The sequence below is a fragment of the Bradyrhizobium lablabi genome (assembly GCF_018129385.1).
GTDB lineage: Bacteria > Pseudomonadota > Alphaproteobacteria > Rhizobiales > Xanthobacteraceae > Bradyrhizobium > Bradyrhizobium lablabi_C.
This window is the reverse complement of sequence record NZ_JAFCLN010000018.1, coordinates 117,214-142,599: the sequence shown is the minus strand read 5'-3', so window position 1 is coordinate 142,599 and position 25,386 is coordinate 117,214. Positions and strand designations below refer to the sequence as shown.

Annotated in this window: 22 protein-coding genes and 1 pseudogene; 15 read left to right on the top strand and 8 right to left on the bottom strand. The window is 63.4% G+C overall.

Annotation, left to right across the window (positions count from 1 at the left end):
- The first annotated feature begins 10 nt into the window (after positions 1–10).
- Positions 11–3,196, top strand: a complete 3,186-nt coding sequence (locus tag JQ628_RS27350; protein ID WP_212227435.1) for an efflux RND transporter permease subunit — start codon at positions 11–13, stop codon at positions 3,194–3,196.
- Positions 3,193–4,470 (top strand): efflux RND transporter periplasmic adaptor subunit, encoded by a 1,278-nt coding sequence (locus JQ628_RS27345; RefSeq protein WP_212227433.1) that lies wholly within the window; start codon positions 3,193–3,195, stop codon positions 4,468–4,470. Before JQ628_RS27350 ends, JQ628_RS27345 begins: the two co-directional genes overlap by 4 nt.
- Here the strand turns inward: JQ628_RS27345 and JQ628_RS27340 are convergent.
- Positions 4,467–5,255, bottom strand: coding sequence for a hypothetical protein (locus JQ628_RS27340; protein WP_212227432.1), 789 nt, complete (start codon positions 5,253–5,255; stop codon positions 4,467–4,469). The genes JQ628_RS27345 and JQ628_RS27340 overlap by 4 nt on opposite strands.
- On the opposite strand from JQ628_RS27340, the gene JQ628_RS27335 reads away from it, so the two are divergent.
- From JQ628_RS27335 to JQ628_RS27325, 3 genes are all read left to right on the top strand, one after another.
- Positions 5,242–5,478 (top strand): hypothetical protein, encoded by a 237-nt coding sequence (locus JQ628_RS27335; protein ID WP_212227430.1) that lies wholly within the window; start codon positions 5,242–5,244, stop codon positions 5,476–5,478. The two genes, JQ628_RS27340 and JQ628_RS27335, sit on opposite strands and share 14 nt — an antisense overlap.
- Before the next feature lie 383 nt (positions 5,479–5,861).
- Positions 5,862–6,539 (top strand): response regulator transcription factor, encoded by a 678-nt coding sequence (locus tag JQ628_RS27330; protein WP_212227518.1) that lies wholly within the window; start codon positions 5,862–5,864, stop codon positions 6,537–6,539.
- A 21-nt stretch (positions 6,540–6,560) separates the two neighbouring features.
- Positions 6,561–7,928, top strand: coding sequence for a sensor histidine kinase (locus JQ628_RS27325; RefSeq protein ID WP_212227428.1), 1,368 nt, complete (start codon positions 6,561–6,563; stop codon positions 7,926–7,928).
- Between the two features lie 23 nt (positions 7,929–7,951).
- On the opposite strand, the gene JQ628_RS27320 is transcribed toward JQ628_RS27325, so the two are convergent.
- A complete protein-coding gene (locus tag JQ628_RS27320) occupies positions 7,952–8,218 on the bottom strand; it encodes a DUF3551 domain-containing protein (protein WP_212227426.1) in 267 nt (88 codons plus the stop codon).
- A 285-nt stretch (positions 8,219–8,503) separates the two neighbouring features.
- Between JQ628_RS27320 and JQ628_RS27315 the strand changes: the two genes are divergently transcribed.
- The 3 genes and pseudogenes from JQ628_RS27315 (at position 8,504) to JQ628_RS27305 (ending at position 11,160) form a co-directional block, all read left to right on the top strand.
- Positions 8,504–8,767, top strand: coding sequence for a hypothetical protein (locus JQ628_RS27315; protein ID WP_212227424.1), 264 nt, complete (start codon positions 8,504–8,506; stop codon positions 8,765–8,767).
- Positions 8,768–8,952: 185 nt separating this feature from the next.
- The gene (locus tag JQ628_RS27310) at positions 8,953–9,363 is read left to right on the top strand and encodes a hypothetical protein (protein WP_212227422.1); all 411 of its coding nucleotides are present in this window, start codon (positions 8,953–8,955) and stop codon (positions 9,361–9,363) included.
- A gap of 199 nt (positions 9,364–9,562) precedes the next feature.
- A pseudogene (locus JQ628_RS27305) lies at positions 9,563–11,160 on the top strand (alkaline phosphatase D family protein).
- Positions 11,161–11,174: 14 nt separating this feature from the next.
- Here the strand turns inward: JQ628_RS27305 and JQ628_RS27300 are convergent.
- Positions 11,175–11,396 carry a hypothetical protein gene (locus JQ628_RS27300; RefSeq protein ID WP_212227524.1) on the bottom strand — a complete coding sequence of 74 codons (222 nt, stop codon included), beginning with the start codon at positions 11,394–11,396 and terminating at the stop codon, positions 11,175–11,177.
- A gap of 54 nt (positions 11,397–11,450) precedes the next feature.
- On the opposite strand from JQ628_RS27300, the gene JQ628_RS27295 reads away from it, so the two are divergent.
- Complete coding sequence (locus tag JQ628_RS27295) at positions 11,451–12,269, top strand: aldo/keto reductase (protein ID WP_212227420.1); 819 nt, start codon at positions 11,451–11,453, stop codon at positions 12,267–12,269.
- A gap of 205 nt (positions 12,270–12,474) precedes the next feature.
- Here the strand turns inward: JQ628_RS27295 and JQ628_RS27290 are convergent, their stop codons facing one another.
- The 3 genes from JQ628_RS27290 to JQ628_RS27280 form a co-directional block, all read right to left on the bottom strand.
- Positions 12,475–12,699 (bottom strand): hypothetical protein, encoded by a 225-nt coding sequence (locus tag JQ628_RS27290; RefSeq protein ID WP_212227418.1) that lies wholly within the window; start codon positions 12,697–12,699, stop codon positions 12,475–12,477.
- Between the two features lie 169 nt (positions 12,700–12,868).
- On the bottom strand, positions 12,869–13,630 hold the full coding sequence (locus tag JQ628_RS27285; RefSeq protein ID WP_212227411.1) for an SDR family oxidoreductase: 762 nt from the start codon (positions 13,628–13,630) through the stop codon (positions 12,869–12,871).
- A gap of 34 nt (positions 13,631–13,664) precedes the next feature.
- Positions 13,665–14,885: an MFS transporter gene (locus JQ628_RS27280; RefSeq protein ID WP_212227409.1), complete on the bottom strand. Its 1,221-nt coding sequence runs from the start codon at positions 14,883–14,885 to the stop codon at positions 13,665–13,667.
- Positions 14,886–15,057: 172 nt separating this feature from the next.
- Between JQ628_RS27280 and gcvA the strand changes: the two genes are divergently transcribed.
- Both gcvA and JQ628_RS27270 read left to right on the top strand, forming a co-directional pair.
- A complete protein-coding gene (gene gcvA / locus JQ628_RS27275) occupies positions 15,058–15,993 on the top strand; it encodes a transcriptional regulator GcvA (RefSeq protein ID WP_212227407.1) in 936 nt (311 codons plus the stop codon).
- 188 nt (positions 15,994–16,181) lie between these two features.
- Positions 16,182–17,462 (top strand): amidohydrolase/deacetylase family metallohydrolase, encoded by a 1,281-nt coding sequence (locus tag JQ628_RS27270; protein ID WP_212227405.1) that lies wholly within the window; start codon positions 16,182–16,184, stop codon positions 17,460–17,462.
- Positions 17,463–18,231: 769 nt separating this feature from the next.
- On the opposite strand, the gene JQ628_RS27265 is transcribed toward JQ628_RS27270, so the two are convergent.
- Positions 18,232–19,485, bottom strand: a complete 1,254-nt coding sequence (locus tag JQ628_RS27265) for a PLP-dependent aminotransferase family protein (protein WP_212227403.1) — start codon at positions 19,483–19,485, stop codon at positions 18,232–18,234.
- Between the two features lie 62 nt (positions 19,486–19,547).
- A complete protein-coding gene (locus tag JQ628_RS27260) occupies positions 19,548–20,075 on the bottom strand; it encodes a DUF3124 domain-containing protein (RefSeq protein WP_212227401.1) in 528 nt (175 codons plus the stop codon).
- A gap of 73 nt (positions 20,076–20,148) precedes the next feature.
- Between JQ628_RS27260 and JQ628_RS27255 the strand changes: the two genes are divergently transcribed.
- The 4 genes from JQ628_RS27255 (at position 20,149) to JQ628_RS27240 (ending at position 25,385) form a co-directional block, all read left to right on the top strand.
- The gene (locus JQ628_RS27255) at positions 20,149–21,873 is read left to right on the top strand and encodes a cation:proton antiporter (protein ID WP_212227399.1); all 1,725 of its coding nucleotides are present in this window, start codon (positions 20,149–20,151) and stop codon (positions 21,871–21,873) included.
- Between the two features lie 247 nt (positions 21,874–22,120).
- Positions 22,121–22,843: a GntR family transcriptional regulator gene (locus JQ628_RS27250; protein ID WP_212227390.1), complete on the top strand. Its 723-nt coding sequence runs from the start codon at positions 22,121–22,123 to the stop codon at positions 22,841–22,843.
- Between the two features lie 37 nt (positions 22,844–22,880).
- A complete protein-coding gene (locus JQ628_RS27245; RefSeq protein WP_212227388.1) occupies positions 22,881–24,344 on the top strand; it encodes an FAD-dependent oxidoreductase in 1,464 nt (487 codons plus the stop codon).
- 42 nt (positions 24,345–24,386) lie between these two features.
- Positions 24,387–25,385, top strand: coding sequence for a Bug family tripartite tricarboxylate transporter substrate binding protein (locus JQ628_RS27240; RefSeq protein WP_249128478.1), 999 nt, complete (start codon positions 24,387–24,389; stop codon positions 25,383–25,385).
- Position 25,386 lies beyond the last annotated feature (1 nt).

Sequence of the window (25,386 nt, the reverse complement as noted above, 5' to 3'; positions counted from 1 at the left end):
AGGATTTGTTATGGGCATTGTCCGGTTTGCGCTGCGATTTCCGCATACATTCTACGTGGTGGCGGCGCTGATCCTGTTTCTCGGTGTCGCCGCGATCCGGTCGATGCCGACGGATATTTTTCCCGAGATACGCATTCCCGTGGTGACCGTGATCTGGAGCTACACCGGCCTTACCACGCCGGAAATGGAACAGCGCGTCAGCACCTACAGCCAGTATTCCATCAGCGCCAACGTCAACGGCATCAAGAACATGGAAGCGCAGACCCTCAACGGTCTGTCGGTCCAGAAGATCTACTTCCAGCCCGACGTCAACCTCGACCTCGCGATCGCGCAAATCGTCTCGGCGACCAATGCGATCCGTGCGCTGATGCCGCCCGGCATTCAGCCGCCGATCGTCGTGCAGTTCAACGCCTCGAGCGTTCCGGTGCTGCAACTCAGTCTCAATTCCGACAGCCTCAATGAACAGCAGCTCTACGACTTCGGCATCTACCGCGTTCGCCAGGCTCTCGCCCCGGTCCCCGGCGTCACGCTGCCGACGCCGGCGGGCGGCAAATATCGCCAGATCATGGTGGACATCGATCCGGACAAGCTGCTGTCGCGCGGATTGACGCCGCTCGACATCGTGAACGCCGTCAATACGCAGAACCTGACACTGCCGTCCGGAACGGCCAAGATCGGCGACACCCAGTATACGGTGCGGACCAATGCCACGCCGGCGTCGATCGCCGACCTCAACATGATGCCGGTCAAGTTCGTCAACGGCGCCACCGTCTTCCTGAAGGACGTGGCGCAGGTGCGCGACGGATCGCTGGTCCAGCAAAACGTCGTGCGCCAGGATGGCCGCCGCTCGGTCCTGCTCAGCGTGATCAAGAACGGCAATGCCTCGACGCTGGCGGTCGTCAACGGCGTGAAGGAAGCGCTGGGGGCGATCCGCGCCGCGGCTCCCGCCGGGATGAAGATCGACGAGCTGTTCGACCAATCGGTATTCGTCACCAACTCGGTCAATGGCGTGCTGCGTGAAGGCGCCATTGCGGCGGGCCTCACCGCGCTGATGATCCTGGTCTTCCTGGGTTCCTGGCGCTCGACGCTGGTGGTGATGATCTCGATCCCGCTGGCGATCCTGTCGTCGCTGGTCGTGCTGTATTTCCTCGGCGAAACGCTCAACACCATGACGCTGGGCGGCCTGGCGCTGGCGGTCGGCATATTGGTCGACGATTCGACCGTCACGATCGAAAACACGCACCGGCTGTGGACCGAGGAGGGCATGCCGCTTCCCGAGGCGACGCTGCATGGCGCTGCCGAAATCGCAATTCCGACCCTGGTCTCCACACTCGCCATTAGCTGCGTGTTCACCTCGGTGGTGTTCCTCGACGGGCCGGCCAAGTATCTGTTTACGCCGCTTGGGCTTGCCGTCGTGTTTGCGATGCTGGCTTCCTACCTGTTGTCGCGGACGCTTACGCCGATCACGATCGGCTTGCTGCTCAAGGGCGAGCGCCGTCACGGCGACGATAGCGGCGCCCCAGCCGGCCGCTTCGCGCGGATGTCCGCCGCGTTTGACCGCGGCTTCGAGCGCATGCGCGCGGGATACGCGAAGCTGCTCGGCACGCTGCTTCGCCGCCGGGCGATCGTGCCCATCGTCGCCTTCCTGATACTCGGCCTCGGCACGGTGATGCTGTTTTCCGTCGGCCGCGACTTCTTCCCGATCATCGACGGCGGCCAGATCCAGCTTCACGTTCGCGCCCCCGCCGGCACCCGTATCGAGAGCACCGAGGCGATCTTCCAGGCGGTCGAGGACAAGATTCGCGAAGTCATTCCCGAGAACGAACGCTCGCTGATCGTCGACAATATCGGGTTGCCGGCGCGTGCCTATAACCTCGCATTCAGCGACGGCTCGACCATCGGGGTCAACGATGGCGTGATCCAGGTGGCGCTCAAGGACGGCCACAAGCCGACCGCCCAATACGTCAAGAAATTGCGCGAGGTGCTGCCGGCGGCATTTCCGCAGAACACGTTCTACTTCCAGGCGGCCGATATCGTGACGCAGATCCTGAACTTCGGGCTGCCGGCGCAGATCGATGTGCGGACGGTGGGCTATGATAAGGGTAACCTGGCCGTTGCCAAGGAATTGCGCCAGCGCCTTGCCGCGATACCCGGCATCGTCGACGCGCATTTGCAGCAGGAAGTCAATGCGCCGGCGTTCTTTGCCGACATCGACCGGACCCGGGCGGCGCAGCTTGGCCTCAATGCCAGCACGGTCGCCACCAATATCAATGTCAGCCTCAGTTCGTCGGAGCAGGTGTCGCCCAACTTCTGGACCGATCCGGCCTCGGGGATTCCCTATTACATCGCGGTGCAAACGCCGGAGCGAACAGTCAACTCGCTGAACGCGCTTGCAAACACCCCGGTCTCCACTTCGCTGGCGATGAGCGGGCAGGTCGTTCCCGGCATGCTCAGCAATGTCGCAACGTTCAAGCGCGACACGCTGCCGACCAACTCCAACCAGACCAACATCCAGCCGGTGTACGAGGTCTATGCCAGCGTGCAGGGACGCGATCTCGGCAGCGTCGCAGCCGACATCCACAAGGTCACGACCGAACTGCAACAGAAGCTGAAACCCGGCAATACGATTCAGGTGATCGGCCAGATCCAGAGCATGAACAATTCGTTCCGCAATCTCGGCATCGGGCTGCTGTTCGCCGCGGTCTTCGTCTATCTGCTGATGGTGGTGAACTACCAGACCTGGGGCGATCCGTTCGTCGTGATCCTGGCTTTGCCGGCGACGCTTTGCGGCATCGTCACCATGCTGTTCATTACCGGCACCACGCTGAACGTGCCGTCGCTGATGGGCGCGATCATGGCGGTCGGCGTGGCTTCGGCGAACTCGATCCTGCTGGTGACGTTCGCGCGCGAGCAGCAGCTAAAGGGCCATACCGCCTTTGAAGCCGCGCTGAGCGCCGGCCACACCCGAATCCGGCCGGTGCTGATGACCGCTGCCGCGATGATCGTCGGCATGATCCCGATGGCGATCGGCGGGGCCGGCGAGGAGCAAAATGCAGCGCTCGCGCGCGCCGTCATCGGCGGCCTGCTGTTCGCAACGCCCACCACATTGCTGATCGTGCCTTACCTGTTCGCCATGCTGCGCAAAGGCAACGACGGAAAGCCTCACCATGGCGTATTCGAGGAAGTACCGGAATGACCGAGACTCAAGTGCGGCCGAAAGACGACGGCGGACAGGATCGCCGCGATCCGGATGTCGACCGCGTCGTCACGCTGCCCAATGCGCCGCGCAAGCAGCGGCGCGGTTACGGAGGCGCGCTGCTCGGCGGCAGCGCGCTGCTGTTGCTGCTGGGCGGCCTCGCATTGGGAGTTTGGCGCCACTACCAGGCCGGACTCGAACTCGCCGCCACGGCGCAGCAAAGGCGGACGATGGTCCCGGTTGTTCGTGTCGCCACCATTCGCAACAGCGACAGCACGATCAACGTCAGCCTGCCGGCGACCACGACGGCATTCGAGGCGGCGAATATCCTTGCGCGTACGTCGGGCTACATCGAAAAGCGCTACGTCGACATCGGCGACCGGGTCAAGGCCGGCGCGCTGCTGGCCGACATCACCGCCCCCGAGCTCGACCATCAGATCGCGCAGGCCAAGGCGACGCTGGTCCAGAACCAGGCGACGTTGCAGCAGACGCAGGCAAGCCAGGAGCTCGCCCAAGTCACCAATGCGCGTGACAGCAAGCTGGTCAAGCAGGGATGGCTCACCTTGCAACAGGGCGACAATGACCGCCTGACCCTTCAGGCGCAGCAGGCCGCGGTGTCGGTCGCCCAGGCGAACATCGAAGCCCAGCAGGCCCAGATTCGCATCCTGGAGCAGGAGAAGGCCTACCAGCGGGTGGTGGCGCCGTTCGACGGCGTGATCACGCAGCGTGCCGTCGACAATGGCAGTCTGGTGCAGGCCGGATCGACCTTCATGTTCACGCTCCAGCACCCCGACGTGATCCGCACCCAGGTGTTCGTGCCGCAGGACCAGGCCTTCGGGCTGGGGCCCGGCGTCGACGCGGTGGTGCGGGTCCCCGAGATTCCGGGGCGAACCTTTCCCGGCAAGGTAACGCGGATCGCCAGCGCGTTGCAGCCGGGCAGCCGAACGCTGCTGACCGAGATCGACGTCCCCAATCCGGACGGTGCGCTCAGTCCCGGGGTCTACTGCACCGTCGAGCTGTTCATACCCAGAAAGACGCCATCGATGATCGTACCTGCCGATGCGGTGATATTCGATCAGGCCGGCGTGCATGTCGCAGTCGTCGAGGGCGATACCGTCCGCATGCAGAAGATCACCATCGCGCGCGACTTCGGCACCGAGGTTGAAGTGCACGACGGCGTCAAGGCCGGCGATCAGGTCGTTCTCAATCCGATGGTGAACCTGGCGGCAGGCGCCAAGGTCTCGATTCGCAAGGACAAACCGAAGACGAGCTAGACGGTCGCGGAGGAGATGATGGCGATGCAGCGCTTGATGCTTACAACGATTGCCATCTTGCTGGCAGGGGCCAGCGCCTGCTCGGCGCAAGTCTCCACCATGGGCAGCACCGCCATGGGCGTTCCGACGACGCCGGGCGCGATCGTGTCGTCGCCGCTCAACGGTCCGAGTCCGTTCTCGGCGATAACCCAGCCGGGCACGGCCGTCACCACGCTGGCGCCCGTGCCGTTGGCGTCCGATCCGACGACACCGGGAACAGTCGTGACCTGCTCGGCGCCGACGGGACAAATCGCGCCAGGTACGGCGCCAGTACCAGTTGCCTCCATGTCGGCTGACATCGGGGCGATGCCCCCTGTGACCGCCTCCGGGCCTGCTGTGTCTGCCACATCTGCGGGCAACGGCGCGACCGCGCCGCTCCCGCTATCCGCAACGCCTGCAACATCGTTTTTGACCGATGCTCCCGGCTCGACCATACCGCTACAGTCGTCGGCACCGGGAACGGTAGTGGCTGCGCCGCCTGCCATCAGCACGACGCCGGCGTCATCGACGACCCCAGCCGCAGTCCCCACATTCAGTGCGGGCAGCACGGCCACGACAAGTTCGGCCACGAACTTGTCGACGACGATGACGCCGGGAACCGCCTTGGGCACCATTCCGACGCCAATCGCGATCAGCACTACCGGAACCATATCGCCGGCATCGCCGCTCGGCACTTCGTCTGCCACCGTATGCAGCACGATTCCGGGCGGTCCGCCAACCAATGGCGCCGCATTGCCGCTCTCCACTCCCGACATTCCGAATGGCGCCGCGCCTGGCACGATTCAACCTGTTGTCGCAGACCTCGGCGGCACCAGCATCGCGCCGACCATGGCCGTGGTGCCGACGCCGAACTCCTCGGCATGCCTCGAGGGCGTGACGATGGATCTGGCGAACCCGGGGATGATGCCGCCGGCCAACGCAACGGGAGCCGCCGCAACGCCCGGCGTAACGCCTCAGCCGGGCTGCTGATCGCGAGGCCGGTGCGATGCCCCTTCTGCAAAGCACCGGGGCGTATGGAAGTGCAGTGGACTGGTTTGTCGACCGTCGCAAGGCGTCACGTCGCGCATCGCGGCTGACCAGAGATCAGATTAAAACCCAATTTAATGGTGGAGCACCGAATGCTTACTTATCTTGATCGCAGAGCGGCCCCGCCGCGCTTGTTCCCCGGAGGCGGTGATTACGTGGCCGTCGGGCGGATGGCGCACGTCCTGCCTTGCAGCCCCCCGGCAAGGCCGGCGTCGCCGTCCGGCTCCGCCGCCGGGACCAAGTTTCGTCGTAAGATCCAGCGCTTGCAGGCAACTGAGGGCGCGGCGCCAGTCGGCGCCGGCAAACGTAACGTCGTTGAGCACCTTATGGCAAAAATTCTTTTGATTGAGGATGACAGCGAAACGGCCGAGGAGATCCGGGACGAACTATTCGAGCGCGGCTTCGACGTCGAGTGGGCCGCCGACGGGATCGAGGGCCTTGCCAAGGCGCGCTCCCTGCAACCGGATGCGATGATTGTCGATCGCCTGCTGCCCGGGATCGACGGTCTCACCGTGATCGAGACGCTGCGCAAGGAACAGGTCCGCACCCCAGTACTGGTATTGAGCGCGCTCGGCGCGGTCGATGACCGCGTGCGGGGACTTCGGATGGGCGGCGACGACTACCTGACGAAACCTTTCGCCATCGTGGAGCTGGTTGCGCGGATGGAAGCGTTGCTGCGTCGGCCCGTGGAGTCGCGCGAGACCACGCTCAAGGTCGGGGAGCTCGAACTCGACCTGATCGAGCGAACAGCAAGGCGCGGCGACCGGGAAATTGAATTGCTGCCGCGCGAGTTTCGCCTGCTGGAATACATGATGCGGCGCGCCGATCAGTTGCTGACGCGGGCCATGCTGCTCGAAGAAGTCTGGCACTACAAATTCGTGCCGGCGACCAATCTGGTCGACGTGCATATGGGGCGGCTGCGCCACAAGGTGGATGGGCCCAACGAGACGCCGATGATCCACAACGTTCGCGGCGCCGGCTTTATCCTGCGCGCCTCGCCCTGAAACCCGGACGGCGGCGATCCGATGCGCCATCTGCAATTCCTGCGTTCGAACACCTTCCACTGGGCCTTCGTGGTTGCCGGGATGCTCGCCGCGTTCATCCTGGTGCTGTTCGGATTCATCTACTTCAAGATCGACGATTATCTGATCGACCGGTCGGACAAGGTCATTGTCGGACACATGGAGGGAATGGCCATCCTTTCGCCCGAGCGGAGGCGGCTGGCCGTCGAAGAACGCCTCCAGCAGGACGCCCGGGATGTGCAGCTTGCCGCCATCTTCGACGCCGAAGGGCGCCGCATCATCGGAAATGTCGAACGTCTGCCGACGCGGCTACAGATCGACAGCGGGCCGCAGAGCGCCGAGATCGTCAAGATCAACCACAGCGGCGGCAGGGAGCGGCAGACGATTCGCGCGATGGCGCGGCGGCTCGAGAACGGCGAAGTGCTGCTGCTCGGCCGCAATATCGACGAGGCCCGCGAGATCTCCCATGTCGTCGGACAGGCGCTCGCACTCGGTCTGTTGCCCGGCTTCTTTCTTTGCCTGCTGGCGGGCGCCTGGCTCAGCGTACGTGCGCAGAAGCGGGTCGAGCAGGTCAACCAGCGAGTCCAGCGCATCATCGCCGGCGATCTCAGCGAGCGGTTGCCGCACCGTCCCGTCGAGGAGCCTTTTTCCAAGCTGGCGGGCATCGTCAACGGCATGCTCGACGAGATGGAAACGATGATCCACGCGCTGGCCGGAGTCGGCAACGATATCGCCCACGACCTGCGCACGCCGCTGACGCGCGCGCGGCTCGTGCTCGAGCGCGGACGCACGCACGCCACCTCGCTGGAGCAGCTCCAGGAGGCCGTCGACAAGGCGGTCGCCAGCATCGACCAGTCGCTCACCATCATCACCGCGCTGCTGCGTCTCACGGAAATCGAGAACAGCCGCCGCTCGGCCGCCTTCGGCGACGTCGCGCTGCACGACCTGTTGCGCGAGGTGGACGACATCTACGAGCCGATCGCCGAGAACAAGAACATCGCCCTGCATGTCGAGGCGCCCGATCCGTTGCACGTGCGAGGAGACCGGGATCTGTTGATGGAGGCAGTTGCCAATCTCATCGACAACGCCATCAAGTTCACGCCGGAGGGCGGCAGGGTGGATATCCGGCTGCATCGCGGCGAGCGCGAGACCATCATCAGGGTAACCGATAGCGGTCCCGGCATCAGTGAGCGCGAGCGTGAGGCGGTGCTGCGGCGATTCTATCGCAACGACAAGATTCGAAGTACGCCGGGCGTCGGTCTCGGCCTCAGTCTGGTTGCGGCCATCGTCAAGCTGCATGGCTTCCGTCTGACGATCCAGCCGGGACCGGGGTGCCGGGTGGAGATCGCCTGCCCGGACCCGCAGAACTGATGGCGCCCGCTTCGCGCTCATCACTATCGGATACTGTTGTTTCCAACCGCTTCGCGCGCGTCATCGTAGATCGACTTGCCAAAGCATTCGGCGGCAAGTCCGTCCGCGGTAGCGAGGCATTGCTCGTAGCTCGTAAAGCTGCAATCCGTGCCGCCCTCATCATACAGAAGGCAGTAGTGGCCGGAGGGCACGACAGGGCCGGCCTTGGCCGCCGCCGTCGTCATTGCAGCAAATGCAAGGGCTGGAAAGGCGATTGCCGATGCAATCGCAAGCTTCTGAATCGTCCTCATGTTCGTAGTCCATCTCAACCTGCCCACTCCTGAGATGGGCTTTGACGACGATGAAATCGATTATAAAAAGATTCATTCGACGGTTCTGACAACAAACGCTGGCGATGTTGTCTGCATCACCGATGAACGCGCACCTCGCCGTCAGCGAGTCGTGATCGGCCGATTTCGAAAATGAACGAGAATGAATTTGTATTTAGTTGGGGTGGGCCCTGAGCAGGCATATCTTTCCGATGCCGAATTGACCTTGCGCGAAGCGCTTGCCGCGCACATTCGATGGAGAGATCCATGGCCTCACGATTCCTCGTTGCGACTGCGTTCTCTGCCGCTCTTTTTGTCAGCGCCGCAGCCACGGCCGATCCGCTCGGCCAGCCGCAGCGGCCCTCGTCGGTGCCGCAGGCGCCGATCGGCCATCTGCAACCGCGCGCGCCGACCTTCACTCCGAACGCCGGGGCGGAGCAGGAGGAGCAGGACAAGATGACGAACTTCGATGCCGAGCAGCACAAGCTCGATATGGAACTCGACAAGAGCTTGAACATTTGCCGCTGCTGAGCGACCAAACGTCGCCGGCCCGGTAAGGACGTTCGGCCGTGCGGTGCGGAATTCCCGAATATTGCACGGGAATTTTGCGCAAGATGTCAGCACACGGTAACCTTGATCGTCGCACCCGCTGGATTCGCGCGGTGCGGCTCCCTACATAATGTCGGTTCCCGGCCCTGTATTTCTGGAGGCCTGCCATGGGCCTGAAAGCTGTTTCCACCTTCGTCTTCTCCGCGCTGTTGCTGGCCTGGGCAGGCTCGGCTGCGGCCGATCAGTATCGCGCGGACGAATTCTTCGGCCTCGATCTGTCGAAGGCGGTGCTGTCGCCGAAGCGGCTCGGGCCGCCGGCGCAATTCGCGCCCGTGGCGGTGGAGGCCCGCAGCGATACGCCGCCGCCGCGCGTCGTTCGCACTACGCGGGTGACGCGGGAGCAGGTCGAGAAGCCGCGCGTCGAGAAGACGCGTGTCGCGAGGCCGCACGTTCCGGCGCGTGCAAGGGTCGTGCGGCGACACAGCAACCCGCTCGATGCACAGGCAATGGATACGCGGGTCCAGACGCGAGTCCAGACTTGGCCGTGCCGATCCGGCGGCATCTGTAACTGGAAGTGATGCAGAACGGCAGGGCCGATTCCGTCGGCTCATCTTATTTGAGCATGATCTCCGCGCAAACGCTTCGCGTTTATCGCGAGGGAAAACCGTTTCCCACTCTTCCGGATCATGCTCGAGAGTCATCCCGCTGTCGTAAAACCTTCGGCCAGGAGTCAAGTTGCGCAGGCACCCTTCGTCGTGATTCGACGAGGGCGGCCGGATGGCGATTGCGGGACGTGGAAGGCCCGGGCTTACAAGGCTTACAAGATCTGGGCTGACGAGAAGGCAATTGCTGGCCGGCTCGGCTTCCACCGCGGCGCTCGCTAGCCTCGGCACGCTCGCAAAACCTTATCTCAGCCGCGCCGCGGACAGGCCGCTGATCGCGGGCGGTATCCAGTCGGGCGACGTCTCGGCCGACACCGCCGTGATCTGGGCGCGCGCCGACCGGGCTGCGCGGATGCGCGTCGAGTGCGCCACGGTCGAAAGTTTTGACACCATTTTTCGCGCGGCATCGTTCGATGCGTTGCCTGATCGCGACTTCACCGCAAAACTGTTGCTCGAAGGCCTGCCGTCCGGACAGGACATCTTTTATCGCGTGCGTTTCGAGAACCTCCACGAAACGGGCCTTGCCGGCGAAATGCTGACGGGCCATTTCCGAACCGCGCCCACCGAGTCGCGTTCGCTATCGTTCGTCTGGTCGGGCGACACCGCGGGCCAGGGCTGGGGGATCGACCTGTCGCGCGGCGGCATGCGCACCTATCGCACCATGCTCGACAACCGTCCCGACTTCTTCATTCATTCCGGCGATCACATCTACGCCGATTGTCCGGTCGAGCGGGAGCTGAAGCTGCCGAACGGCGAAGTCTGGCGCAACGTCGTGACAGAGGAGAAATCAGTCGTCGCGCATAGCCTCGCGGAATTCCGCGCCAACTATAAGTACAATTTGCTCGACGAGAATTTTCGCGCTTTCCACGCGCAGGTGCCGATGCTGGCGCAATGGGACGACCATGAGGTGACCAACGACTGGTCGCCCGCCGGCACCGTGGACGAGACCGGCTACGCAGAGGACGGCTCGTCGCTGCTGGTGGCGCGCGCCCGCCGCGCGTTCCACGAATTCATGCCGATGCGCGCCATGCCGGAGCGGGACGGCAGGGTCTATCGCAAGGTGCCATACGGGCCGCTGCTCGACGTCTTCCTGATCGACATGCGCAGCTATCGCGATTCCACCGTCAACAAGGGCGACGACCACGACACCTGCATTCTCGGCAAGGCGCAGCTCGCCTGGCTGAAACGCGCGCTGCTGGCTTCCAACGCGACCTGGAAGGTGATCGCCGCCGACATGCCGATCGGAGTGGTCAGCGAGGATGCGATCGCGCTCGGGGACGGCTCGCCGGAGCGGCGCGAGCACGAGATCGCGGACCTCTTGTCGTTTATCAAGCGGGCAGGGGTGCGCAACATCGTGTGGCTGACCGCCGACATGCACTACACCGCGGCGCACTACTACGATCCGAACCGCGCCGTCTTCCAGGATTTTGAGCCGTTCTGGGAATTCATCTCCGGGCCGCTGCACGCCGGACCTGGGGGCCGGGTCCGCTCGACAACACCTTTGGTCCGAAGGCGATGTTTCAAAAAGGTTGCGAGGGCGAAAATCTTGCGCCCTGTTTTGGGATGCAATTCTTCGGCCGCGTCGACATCGACGGCAGGACCGGAATCATGACGGTGAGGCTGAAGGACGCCGGCAACAGCGATCTGTGGTCGGTCGATATCGAGCCGCAGCCCGACGGCCGGCCCGGGCAGTTGCTGGCCCAGCACATCTGAGCCGGTCGTCTTCGCTAGGGCGTCACCAGATAATAGCCGCCGACCACAAACAACACCGAAAGTGCAGTGGCCACGCAGAGCACGCCGATGGCGATCCCCAGCAGGCCGTGGGAGTTGAGCCATCGTTGTAGTGCGTTGCCCAAATGCATGTGTGCCGCCCTTGATTTGCCGCGCTGCGCGCTGGCAGAATGTTCGTCTCTGTTACCCCGTTCTACCCCGCCCATCAACCAAGCCATTGGTTTTGCCGTTAACGCCGCCGGCCTGCGGCCTTGAACTCGTTTGGAATAGTCATGGAAACCATCAGAAGCCAGGGCATCGGCATGCCTAAACTCGGCCTCGGCACCTTCCGCCTCCAGGGCGATGCCTGCCGCGCTGCGGTCGAAAGCGCGCTCGGGCTCGGCTACCGCCATATCGACACCGCGGAGATGTACGGCAATGAGGAAGCGATCGGCGCGGCACTTGCGGCCGCGCGTCTCGCTCGCGGCGAGCTGCATGTCACCACCAAGGTGTGGCCGGACAACCTGGCGCCGGATGCGATCCGCCGGGCGTTCGATGCGTCCCTGAAGAAGCTGCGGCTCGACCATGTCGACCTCTATCTGGTGCACTGGCCCTCGCGCAGCATGAAGCTGCCTGCCGTGTTCGAGACGCTGCTGAAGCTGAAGGAGGAGGGCCGCACGCGTGCGATTGGCGTTGCCAATTTCACCACCGCGTTGCTCAAAACCGTGGTCGAGGACATCCGGGCGCCGATCGCCTGCAATCAGGTCGAGTATCATGTGATGCTCGACCAGACGAAGCTGATGAAATATCTGGCTGCGCACGGCATCCCGTTGGTGGCCTATTGTCCGCTGGCGCAGGGACGGGTGGCCTCCGACGAGACGCTGGCTGGCATCGGCAAAAAGCATAACGCCAGCGCGGCGCAGGTCGCGCTGAAATGGCTATTGGATCAGGATGGCGTAGTCGCAATCCCGAAGGCGTCACGGGCCGAGAGCCAGAAGGCCAATCTCGATGCGTTGAAGGTCACGCTCGATGATGAGGATCGCAAGGCGATTGCGGGGTTGCCGAAGAACCGCCGCTGCGTCAGCCCGGGCTTCGGGCCGGATTGGGATTAGGCTGCGACTACGTCAAGCAGCCAAAACTCGTTGGTTGTCGTCGCCCGGCTTGACCGGGCGATCCAGTACGCCGCGGCTTCTCGGCTGAATCACTGCGGCCTCTGGAATACTGGGTCACCCGGTCAAGCCGGGTGACGACGAGTGAGATGTCCGCAGTGCGCAAAGAAAATGGCCCCTCGCGGAGCCACTTTCGCTGCGTTGGCCTTCAGTAGTGGTGATAGCGCTTCTTGATCACGACCGTGTGGCCGCGGTGATGGTTATGGCGCCAGCCGCGGTGCAGACCGCGATCATGGTGGATCTGGGCGCGGGCGCCATGCCAGCCATGATGATGACCGCCGCGCTTGATGACCACGGTCTCCGCGCTTGCGATCGACGGCGCCGCGATCGCGAGCGCACCAAGGGCTGCAATGACAAGTCCAATCTTCCTCATGATGTCCTCCTCCAATTGGGTGAACATCAAACATGCGATGTGAGGGAACGTTCCGGAGGAACTGCAAGAGAATTCTGAACAGGCGTTCAGACGGGACTGAGGTGGAGAGCGATCGGCGCATGAGCTGGCCTGGCAAAGTAGAAGCAAGATGGCTTCCACCGCCGCTTACTCACTTGCCGCCGGTGACATCGAGGAACGTGCCGGTAACGAACGAAGCCTCGGCGCTTGCCAGCCACAGGATCGCGCGCGCGACCTCTTCAGGCTGACCGCCGCGGCCCATCGGGATCGAGTCCTTGACGCGATCCACCCGGCCGGGCTCTCCGCCGCTCGCATGCATCTCGGTGTAGATGTGCCCGGGGCGAATGCAGTTGACGCGTATCCCATCCCGCGCGACCTCTTTGGCAAAGCCGATCGTGAATGTCTCGAGAGCGCCCTTCGATGCGGCGTAGTCGACATATTCGCCTGGGCTGCCGAGGCGGGCTGACGCAGATGAGACGTTGATCACGGAGCCGCCCCGCCCGTTGTGACGATAGGACATCCGCTTCGCGGCCTGCTGCGCGCAGAGGATAGGACCGATCGCGTTGACGGCGAAGATGCGCTGCATCCGCTCGAATCCCAGACCGTCCAGCCGGGACTGCCGCGCCAATACCGCGGCATTGTTCACCAGCACATCGATCCGACCGAACTCCCGGTCGATCGCGGCGAATAGCTGAGTCACCTGCTCCGGATCCGCGCTATCCGCGCGCGCGCGCAACGCCCGGCGTCCCGCGGCTTCGACATCAGCCGTCACTGCAAGAGCGGCGGCTTCGTTGGAGACGAAGCTGATCGCAACATCGTAGCCTTGTGCGGCAGCAAGCCGCGCAGTCGCCGCGCCGACGCCACGACTTCCACCCGTTATCAGAATGACCGGCGCTTGCGAGATGGTATCCATTTAGCGAACCTTCAGGTGGTGATGGGATGGTGATCTAGGACTCGCGAGGTCCCGCGGTGGAGCTCTGCAGATGCGGCCGCAGCGCCAGCACAAGCGGAACGATCAGGGCAGCAGTCGCCGCTGAGGCCAGCACGCCGATCGTCCGACTGCTGTGATCGGCAATCGCGCCGTAGAGGATCGGCGCCAGACCTCCCGCGCCGATGACGCTCGTATAAAAGACTGCGAAAGCCCGCCCCGTATCTCCATCGGAAAGCTCGGGCACGGTGCCGTAGAGTACCGAAGAGGTGCCGTTCAGCACCACGCCGAGCAACGGCAGCAGGATAAGCGTCGGCGTCAGTGGCGTGAACAGTGTCGTCGCGATGAGCAAGGCGGTTGCTGCCTCGGTCACCATGACGCTCCTGACGACGCCCAGCCGCTCGCCGAGCCAGCCGCACGTCGCCTTGCCGAACGCGCCGCCGATGAACAGCAGAGCGAGTGCGATTCCGACGGTTGGCAAGTCTCCGCCTTGTCCATGGATGAGGAAGGGCAGAAACAACAGATAACCCATGCGGGTAGCCGTATCGAGCGCGCCGATCGTTGTGAGGACGCCGAAGCCGCCCCGGCCACGGCCGGAAGTCGCGTCTCCCCTGGCATTCCTGCTCACGGAAGCCGCCGGCGCCAGGAACAAGAGCGCGACCACCAGGACGATTCCAAGCACCGCCATCAAGCCCAGCACCGATTGCCAGGCAAGGATCGGCAACAGCACTGCAACCAGCGCCGGCAACGCGGCCTTTCCGAGATCGCCAGAAAAATTGTAGATGGCGAGTGGGCGTCGCGACGCCGTGCCATAGCTGTCGGTGACGAGCATCGAACCACGTGGGTGCTGGATGCTCGATCCGATGCCGGCCACGACGAGGCCGATGCAAAGAACCGCAAAGCCGAACGGCAGCGCCATGATCAGCAAGCCCGCCGCCGCGGCGACGGTCGACAGGATTAGCGCCGCGCGCGGCGACAAGCCGCGAAGCGCCCGGTCGGCCGGGATTTGCATGCCGCCCATCGTCCCGAAATACAGCGCGCGAACGACGGCAAGCTCCGCATAGGACAGGCCGAATTGCGCCTGCCATACCGGCAGGAAGGCATAGAGACCGTCGGTGTAGCCGTCATGAAGCGCGTGGGCGAGGCACGCAGCCAGCAGGCTGCGGGATTTCCTCGGCGCCGACGAACCTGATGCGGTTTCCTGTGAGCGGCTCGCAGCCGCTATCGCGGCGTCGTTCATGTCAATTTCTCCGTGTTCGCGTGAACAGGGGTTTTCCAATGATAGAAAATCTACATAGCGGCCCATTTCGAACCGCCTATGCGCTATTGTTCCGCGACGAATCCACCTTGAAGGATTGAGACGCTTGTCACAAATCAGTAATAATCGGGATATGAGTTAGGAATTCTATCTAATGAGCCTTTCCGTCCCTCGCAGGGCTTTGCCACCTCTCAACGCCGTCCGCGCTTTCGAGGCGGCAGCTCGGCTTGGCAGCTTCAAGGAGGCGGCCATCGAATTGGGCGTTACGCACGGCGCGATCAGTCAGCAAATACGTCTCCTTGAAGATCGGCTGGGAGCTCCCGCGCTGTTCTGGCGATCGACGCGGCGGATCACGCTCACACCGGCCGGCACGGCACTGCTTGAGGAGATCGGCCCGGCGCTCGACCGCATTTCGGCCGCTGTCCAACGGCATCGCGCGACGAATGGCGCAGTGCCGGCGGCCGTGCTGCGCGTCAACGCATTGGCGACATTCAGCATGCGCTGGCTACTTCCGAGACTGAGTCGTTTCCGCGACGAGCGGCCCGACATCGAGGTCCGTCTCACCACGTCGAACGACCCGATCGATGCGCTTGCCGATACGTTCGACGTGGTCATCCGGGGCGGCCCGGATTCGTTTCATGGCTTCGCGTCCCGCCTGTTCCTTTCGGAGCGCCGGTTGCCGGTCTGCAGCCCGGCATTGATCGCGAAGCTGCCGCTGAACGAGATCTCCGATCTCGCGCAGCACACATTGCTGAACGTCACGTCGATGCCGCGGCTGTGGCGCGATTGGCTAAGGCAAGCAGGACAGGCCCGTCTCACCCCTGCAGGCACGCTAACGTTTGATCATTTCTTCCTGACCATTCAGGCGGCAATCGATGGCTTGGGCGTGGCGATGGGGCCGACCGCCCTGATCGGCGATGATGCCGCAGCCGGCCGCCTGATCATGCCGTTTCCCGAGGTGAGTCTTCCTGCGAGGAGCTACTTCGCGTACCTGCCTTCAGGGAGCGAACGCGGCTCACAGACCGCTGCGTTTTGCGATTGGCTGGAAAAGGAAGGGCGGCAATCCGCTGGCAGCGCGACGGCCGCATGACGAACAGATCGCAAAAAAGAGAAGGCCCCTAGTTCGACTCGCTTAAAGCGACTCCACCAAGGCGCCGCCGAGCGATCCGGCTAAGACGAGTTTTTAATAGGCGCCTTTCCATCGCGCGCCGCTTGCGCAACGCGCGGTCGCGGCGCATCATCCCGCCATAAAAATCAATCCTGAGGGGGAGCGTCACCATGGCCGGATTTTCGCGCCGTCATTTCCTTGCATTGTCAGGTTCTGCCGCAGCAGCCGCCATCGCCGGCCCGGCCGGCGCCGCGATGGGACCGAACGACAAGTTCGACCTCGTCATCAAGGGCGGCGATGTGCTCGATCCCAGCCAGTCGCTGCGCGGCAAGCGCGACATCGGCATCCGCTGGGGCGCGATCGAGGCGATCGAGAACGACATTCCCGCCGCGCGCGCGTTGAAGACGATCGACGCCTCAGGCAAGCTGGTCACGCCCGGCCTGATCGACCTGCACAGCCACGTCTATCCCTACGGCTCGGCGATCGGCATTCCCGCCGACGAGCTGGCGCAATTCCAGTGCACGACCACGCTGGTCTCGGCCGGCGATGCCGGCGTCAACAATCTCGGCGCGCTGCGCCGTTACATCGTGGCGCAATCGCGGGCGCGCATCTATGCGTTCCTGCACATCGCCAATAACGGCCTGTCCGGTTTCCCGGTCGCCGAGCTCTACAACATCGACTATGCGCAAACCGAGGCCTGCGCGATGGCGCTGGCGGAAAATCAGGATTTCCTGCTCGGCGTGAAAGTGCGGATGTCGGAAAACGTCATCGCCAAGCATGGGCTGGAGCCGCTCAAGCGCGGCATCAAGGCCTGCGAGACGTGCGGCTGGCCGGCGAAGATGATGGTGCATATCGGCGGCGTCGAGACCAAGGAGCTGATGTCGGATATCCTCGACCTGCTGCGGCCGGGCGACGTGCTGACCCATGCCTATTCCGGCGCGCCGAACATCGCCGGTGTCTTCACCAACATCGTGCAGGAAGGAAAACTGCTTCCCGCGGCGCTCGCCGCCAAACAGCGCGGCGTGATCTTCGATGTCGGCCATGGCGGCGGCAGCTTTGACTTCACGGTGGCGGAAGTCGCCGTCCCCGGCGGCTGCGCGCCGGACACGATCTCGTCCGACATCCACGTGTTCTCAGGCAACTCACCGGGCATGCCTTACCTGCCGAACGTCATGAGTAAATTCATCGCCATGGGCTCCTCGCTGGAGCAGGTGGTAGCGGCGGCGACGGTGACGCCCGCAAAGATCATCAACCGCGCGCCGAAGATCGGCACCTTGCAGATCGGCGCGCCCGGCGACGTCGCGATCATGGAAGTGGCGGAAGGGCCGACCACCTTCGTCGACACCCGCAACAACAAGCGCGACGGCAAGGTGCTGCTGAAGCCGGTGCAGACCGTGGTCAACGGCGTGCCGTTCGGCCGGCCATACCAGGCGCCGTTCGCGGTGAGGTGAGGGTGGTTCTTAGTTGTCGTCGGATACGCGGGATCAGGTTTCGCGACTGGCTGATGCTCAACGATGCCCTCAAGCCGCAGCCGATCAGCGGCTTGGCCCCGACGTTCATGACCCGGGTTGGATTATAGGTCAGAACCCGAGAGAGCCGGTTAAGCCGGCACCCAAGAACGGACGTCACTCGCTGCGTTCGCGATCTCGCATTGTGCCCAACGACAGACTCCTGCCTAGTAAGGTCTACCAATTCAAATCATGGAAATGCGGGAACCATGGGCCCGTAGTAGGTGCCCCAGTGACCCCATACATCGCGGCTCTCGTACCTGCGAAACCGATTACCTTCATCAATAAGACGGACTCCTCTCTCGAAATGCGCATCGGCGGTACTCGAGTGGTGGCGCGAGCCAATATGGCTCTCGCGAGCAACAGCTGGAGTTACGAACACGGTTGCGGCGATCAGCGCAGCCGACAGAAATCTTAGCTCGGTCATTCAACTTCTCCGTAAACCCAAGGATGCTTGTCTCATCCATTAGATGGCGAAGCGATTAGGCCGGCAAAAGGAATGCATTCTGACGTCGCTTCAACACTGTCGAGTTCGGCCTGTGACATGGTCACGAGTCCGAGAGCGAGTCCATCATCTGAACCCCACGTGGGCCCTTCTGCGCAATCGGGTCAGGAGGGTTGGTCCGGGTCGGACTTGAAACGCGGATATGCCGGACGGTCTTGGACCGACCGCCACTCCTTCCTCCCTTCAGCGGTGGCCATCGACCAATCGTCAGCCCTTCGCGCGCTTCTCTACATTTGCGCTTCTGGCCGGCACGCCAAACTCCTTGCGGCACACCTCCGCCAGCACCGCGACGCCCTCGCGGATCTGGTCATGCGAGGGGCTGGCGAAGCACAGGCGCAGGCGGCTGCCGGAATAGGGCTTGTCGACCGACCACTCGACCCCGGGGTTGATGGCAACGCCCGACGCGAGCGCGGCCTGATATAGCTTCATGGTGTCGACATTGTCGGGCAGCTTGACCCAGAGGAAGATGCCGCCGGCGGGTTCCTCGAATTCGGCTGATGTGCCGAACTGCTCGTTCAGGGACTCCATCAGCGTGTCGAGCTTGGCGCGCAGGCCCTTGGTCAGCCGCGGCACATGGGTTTCGAAATGCGGTGCGCAGAATTCCGCCAGCACCATCTGCTCCAGCGCGCCGCTTCCGGCGTCGGTCTTCAGCGCCAGCATCCGCGACATCATCGCCCAGGGCGCGACGAGAAAGCCGACGCGCAGGGCCGGCGCGATCGATTTGGAGAACGAGCCGAGATGGATGACGTTGGAAGTCTTGCTCATGGCGTAGAGCGCAGGCGGGCGTTTGCCGTTCCAGGTCAGGTCGGCATAGCAGTCGTCCTCGAAGATCGGCACGCCATGTTGCTCGGAAAGTTTCAGCAACTCGGTGCGGCGTTGCTCGGGCATGATGGTCGCGGTCGGATTCTGCACCGTCGGGATGGTGTAGATGTATTTCGGCGTGATGCCCTTTTGCTTGAGCTCGGCAAGCGCGTTCGCCACCGCATCGATCCGCATGCCGCCGTCGTCGAGGGGAATGCCGATCATGTTGACGCCGAGCCGTTGGAGTCGGTTGATGGAGCCCTGATAGCTCTCCTTCTCGATCAGCACGGTGTCGCCGCGCGCCAGCAGCGTGTGGTTGACGAGGTCGAGCCCCTGGAGCGAGCCTGAGACGATCATGATGTCATCGGGCGTGCAGGCCATGCCGGCGTCGCGCTTGAGCTTCTTGACGAGGAATTCGCGCAAGGGGAGATAACCCTGCGGACCGTGCGCCAGATTGTAGGTCGCGAGCGCCTTGCCCTCACGCCTGAGCACGGCATTGACCGCATCGGCCAGATATTCAACCGGTACCCCGTCGGGATCGTTGTTGCCGCCGACAAAGCTGTATTTGGCGAGCCCCGTCCATCGCGCGGCCGGCGCAGGCAATCCCGCCGGAAGCAATGGAGCGTAATCGAATTGGGCTGAGGAGGACGGTGACGTCATTGGGCATTTTCTCCGTTTTCTTTTTTCGTTGAGGAGGCGGCGTTGCACCGCCTCTTTGTAGACTAATTCTTGCCGACCAATTTCACCGGCCGTCCCTGGCTGATAAAGGCGTAGTGTCCTGCGCCGATGCCGCCGACCATCAGGGCCTCCACGGCAGGTTCCGCGATTTCGCCGGCAGCCGCCCAGTCCACCATGAAATTGGCGCCGGTGCCGCCCCTGACATCGGAGGTCGGAATGAAGACTTCGATCGTCGCGAATGGTTTTAGCGCAACCGGCGCCTTCAGGTAGCTCTCCACCAGCTTGCCTGCCGTGTCGAAATAGGCGACCCGCTTCAGCACCAGGGGTCGGCTCTCGGAGGCATTGTGGACGCTCAGCGTCACCGAAAAATCAGCGCGCAGCTTGCCCTGGCTCATCGAGACGCTGGAATAGACCGGAACGTAGAAACTCCCGGAGACCGCAAGCGCTTCCGACGGGACCGATGTCAGCGATGAGGCAAAATTCTGCTCAATACTATTGGCGGTCTGTGCCTCGGCGCCGCGCGTGTGTATCAGTAAAAGACAGGCCAGAATTGCGCAAATTGCCGCTTTCATGCGGGTGTGACACATTGCTTGTTTGACCGGCAGCAGCGTGTATTTAGGCTGTCGCGAAGGGATTTCTCGATTCATGCATGAGCTTATTGGCGATATCACCTTATGCATCCTGTTTGCGTGGGTGCTCGGCCTGTTGGCCCATTTTTCCCGGCAACCGCTGATCCTCGCCTACCTTATCGCCGGGTTTTTCATTGGTCCATTCGGCATGGGATGGGTCAAGTCCCAGGAATCGATCAACGTCATCTCCGAACTCGGCCTGATCTTCATGCTGTTCATGATCGGGCTGGAAATCGACCTGAAGAAGATCATCCGTGCGGGTCCCGTGATCCTGTTCGCGGCCGGCGGACAACTGATCGGCGGCTGCGTGCTTGGCGTGCTGTTCTTCATGGCCATCGGGCTCGCACTCGGGGGCGGGGGATTTGACGCGCTGTACGTCACCATCGCCTGCGCGCTGTCTTCCACCGTCATCATCGTCAAGGTGCTGTACGAAAAGCGCGAGCTCGACACGCTGCCGGGCCGGATCACGCTCGGCGTGCTGGTGCTCCAGGACATCTTTGCCATCCTGTTCCTCGCGGTGCAGCCGAGCCTTGCCAATCTCCAGGTCACGGTGATCCTGATCTCGATCGCCAGGGTCGCCGCGCTGGTGGCGACCGCGCTGCTGCTCAGCCGTTTCGTGCTGCCACGGGTTTTCCACCAGATCGCGCGGCGGCCGGAGCTTATTATGCTGGGCGCTCTGGCCTGGTGTTTCCTGATCGGCGAGATCGCCGAAAAGCTGCATCTGTCGCGCGAGATGGGCGCGCTGGTGGCGGGCGTGTCGCTCTCGACCTTCCCCTATGCGCTCGACGTCACGGCCAAGGTCACGACGCTGCGCGACTTCTTCATCACGCTGTTCTTCGTCGGCCTCGGCATGACCATCCCGATTCCTAGCGGATCGGTGATCGGGCTGGCGCTGATCATTGCCGTTTTCACCGTCGTGAGCCGGCTGGTCACGACCTTCACGCCGCTCTATCTGATGAAGCAGGGGCTGCGGGCAAGCCTTTTGCCGGCGATCAACCTGGCGCAGATCTCCGAATTCTCGCTGGTGGTGATCCAGACCGGCATCGCCGCGGGCCATATCAAGACGGAGACGGCGAGCGCGGTCTCCTTTGCCTTCGTGGTGCTGGCGGTGCTCTCGACCTTCTTCATGACGCGCAGCGCCCAGATCACCCAGGGCCTGATCGCGCCCTTGAAGCGGATCGGCTTGCGCGACCTCGATCACGCGCAGGGCGAAGCCGGGCACGAGGGCGGGCATGGCGAAACCAGGCGCATCGTCATCCTCGGTTTCTTCCGGGCGGCCAGCGCGCTGGTCGCCGAGATCGAGCGGCAAAACCCGGCGCTGCTCGAGCAGCTCACGGTGATCGATTTCAATCCGGTCGTGTTCAAAACGCTGACGGATCGCGGCGTGCATGTGATCTACGGCGATATCAGCAATGTCGATACGCTGGTGCATGCCGGCATCGGCAAGGCCGAGATCATCATCCTGAGCGTGCCGGATTCGCTTTTGGTCGGCGCCAACAACGAAAAGCTGGTCCGCCACGTGCGCTCGCTCAATTCGACCGCCAAACTCGTCGCCACCGCCGACTTCCTCGCCAATGTCAGCGATCTCTACTCAGCGGGCGCCGACTACGTCACGGTGACCCGGCTCAGCGACGCCCATGAGCTCTACACGGTGATCGAGGCCGCGGATGCGGGCCTGCTGGAAGACAAGCGCGCCGAGGTCGACGCGCTGCTGGCCGAGCGGCGCGAGGTGCTGCCTTAGCCGCATGATGGCCTGGAGTTGGACCGCTTCGTCGTAAGCGCGAAGCGCTAACGACGGGCGTGGTGCAGCCCTCGGGCGGCGCTCCGCAGGGTCTGGATCCAAAAACCGGAAAACAACCCCATGCACAGTAGAACCGGCCTCGCCCGGCAGGCTGCCTTTGGGTGTCAATAAGATTATCGATAATATTATTGACAGCACTTGCAGGATTGAGCAGGGTGATGAGATGAAGGCAGGCGTGCGAGCAAAATTGACCGAAGACACCGCGAACTCCCGTGGCCGGGCCATGGAGCAGGTGGTCGCCACGATCGTCGCCCAGTTGGAAGAGGACATCGTCCTGGGCTTCATCAATCTGCGCGAACGGCTGGTCGAAGACGCCTTGATCGAGCGCTTTTCGGCGAAGCGCTACGCGGTGCGCGAGGCGCTGGCGCAACTGGCCCGGCTGGGTCTGGTGGAGCGGCTGCCCAACCGCGGCGCCGTGGTGCGCGCGCTGACGCCTGTAGAGGTCAACGAGATCTACTTCGTCCGCGAACTGCTCGAGGGCGCGGCGGCGCGGGAAGTTCTCCGCCTGGCCTCGCCAAAACAGATCGAGGACATCAAGTCGGTCCAGCGCAGGCACGACAAGGCCACCAAAGACGGCGATGTCAGCGCCGCGTTCCGCGCCAATATCGATTTCCATCGGGCCTTCTTTGCCGCCTGCAACAATCGCGAGCTTGTCGAGACGATCGAGCAGTTTGCACAGAAGGCCCATGGCGTGCGGTCCTTCATCATCACGCAGCAGGAATATCTGGAGCGTGCGAGGGCCGAGCACTGGGGCATCATCGAAGCGCTGGAGAAGCGCGACGAGCCGGCGCTGCTGACGATCTGCCGCGAGCACATTCACGTCGCGCCCAGGCTCTACATCGCATCCTATCGCCGCCGGTTTCCCGACCCGGCCGACGCCGGCGCTACCGATCGCCCGGCCAAGCGCTAGCGACCGATCCTTCCAGTTGAATCACCGGAGTATCACGTTGTTGGACATTTCCTCATCGCAGGTCACCATCGGCCAGCGCACCATTCCAGTGGCGGCCAATGTCGACGTGCTGGTGTGCGGTGGCGGCGTCGCCGGCATCGCCGCAGCGGTAGCGGCGGCGCGCAACGGCGCGAAGACACTGCTGATCGAGCGCGCAGGCTTTCTCGGCGGCACCGCCACGGGATCGGCGATGGGGCTGATCGTAATTCCCGCCAGCGAACTCGTCGGCTTTCCCCGCGAATTCTTCACGCGTCTGGCGCAGGAGCAGGGCGCCGGGCTCGGCGACGTCATCCCCTGGGATATCGAGGCCTACAAGCTGACCGCGCTCGACATGCTGGTCGAAGCGGGCGCGGACGTGCTGCTGTACACGTGGGCTTCCGAGCCGCTGATGCGCGACGGCAAGATCGAAGGCGTCATCATCGACAACAAGTCCGGCCGTCAGGCGGTACTGGCGAAAGTCGTGATCGATACCACCGGCGACGGTGACGTCGCCGCCAGCGCCGGAGTTCCCTTCGTCAAGGGCCGCGAAGAGGATGGGGCGATGCGTCCGACCACGGTGATGGGCCGGATCGCAAACATCGATCTCACCCGCTTCAAGGCCTACATCGACAGCCATCCGGAGGATTTTTCCCAGGACGACGGCCGCCGCGTCGTCGATCTCGATGCCGGCATCGTCCGCATCGACGGATTTTTCTCGATCGTCGAGAAGGCCAAGGCGACGGGGCTGATGGATCCCTCCGCGCCGGTCAATTATCTGCGCTTCAGCGGCGTGAACCCGGTGCAAAATACCGAGCACGCGATCCTGATCTGCAACAGCACCCGTATCTACAATATCGACGGCACCAACGCGGCCGACATCACCAGGGCGGAAATCGAGGGCCGCAAACAGCTTCGCGATCTCGTCCGGGTGTGCCGGACGCTGCTGCCGGGCTTTGAGCACAGTTTTCTGGTCGACACGTCCGCCTATCTCGGCGTCCGGGAGACGCGACGCATCAGGGGCCGCTATACCCTGACCTATGACGATCTGGAGCGCGGGGCGAGGTTCGACGATTCCGTCGCCGTCATGACCTCGGTCGATTACGGCAGCGCCGAAATCCACGGGCCGGATTTCGGTCACGAGGGAAGCGCGAGCGACGAATGGGCGCGGAAGATGTCGCTCAAGCTGATGCGTTTCGAGTTTCCGCTTCGTAGCATGATGACCAACGAAGTGCAGAACCTGCTGGTTGCCGGCCGTTGCGCCTCGATGACGCATGACGTCGACAAGTTCGCGCGCAACATGGCGCCGACGGGCTTGCAGGGACAGGCGGCCGGCACATTCGCGGCGCTGGCCGCCGAGCGCGGCTGGAACGGCATTCCGATCGAGACGGTGCGGGCCAGGCTGATCCGCGACGGCGTGCCGGTCGGCATTCCCGAGGGTGAGCCGCACAGCCGGATCGAAAAGCGCTCGGCGCTGCCCGCCTGACAAAACCTTTTTATCGAGCCATTCAAAGTGGAGACGAGTATCATGCGCAGCATCGTGCGCTTCGCCAAGTTCGCATTGATCGCAGCCGTCTGCGTGGCGGCAATTTCAGGCATGACCACCGCGGCGTCCGCGCAAAGCTACCCCTCGCGTCCGATCCGGCTGGTCGTGGGCTTCCCGCCGGGCGGCATCAACGATCTGGTCGCGCGCATTATCGGGCAAAGCGTTTCGGATAGCCTGGGGCAGCCGATCGTTGTCGAGAACCGGCCGGGCGCGGGCGGCACCATCGGAGCGGCCGCCGTGGCCAAGGCCGATCCGGACGGCTACACGCTGCTTCTTGCCTCGGTCAGCAATCTTGCGATGGCGCCCAGCCAGTACAAGAATCTTCCCTACGATCCCAACAAGGATTTTGCGCCGGTCGCGCTGGTCGCCGCGTCGCCGAATATCCTGGTGGTCCCGAACGATTCCACCATTCGCACCGTCCCGGACCTGATTGCGCTCGCGAAAAAGCAGCCCGGGACCCTCAACTACGGATCGGCCGGCAATGGAACGTCGAACCACCTGACCGTCGAGCTGTTGAAGACGATGGCCGGGATCGATCTGGTCCACGTGCCTTACCGCGGCGATGCGCCGGGAATGACCGACGTGCTGGCGGGCCGGATCCAGATGATGTTTCCGACGCTGCCGGTCGCGCTTCCGCAGATCAAGGCGGGCGCGGTGCGGGCGATCGCGGTGTCGAGCCCGAAACGATCCGAACTGGTGCCGGAAATTCCGACGGTTGCGGAATCCGCCAGCATGCCGGAATTTTCCGTCAGCGTCTGGGTAGGCATTCTGGCCCCGGCCGGGACCAGTCCGGAGATCGTCAGCAAGCTGAACGCCGAGATCAACAAAGCGCTTGCATCAAGCACGGTCCGCGAACAACTTGCGGTGCAGGGCACCGAGCCCGCGGCCGCCGGCGATCCGAAAGCTTTTGCAGCCTATCTGGCGGCCGAAACGAAAAAATGGTCAGAGGTCGCCAAGGCGGCCGGCATTGTTCCGAACTGAG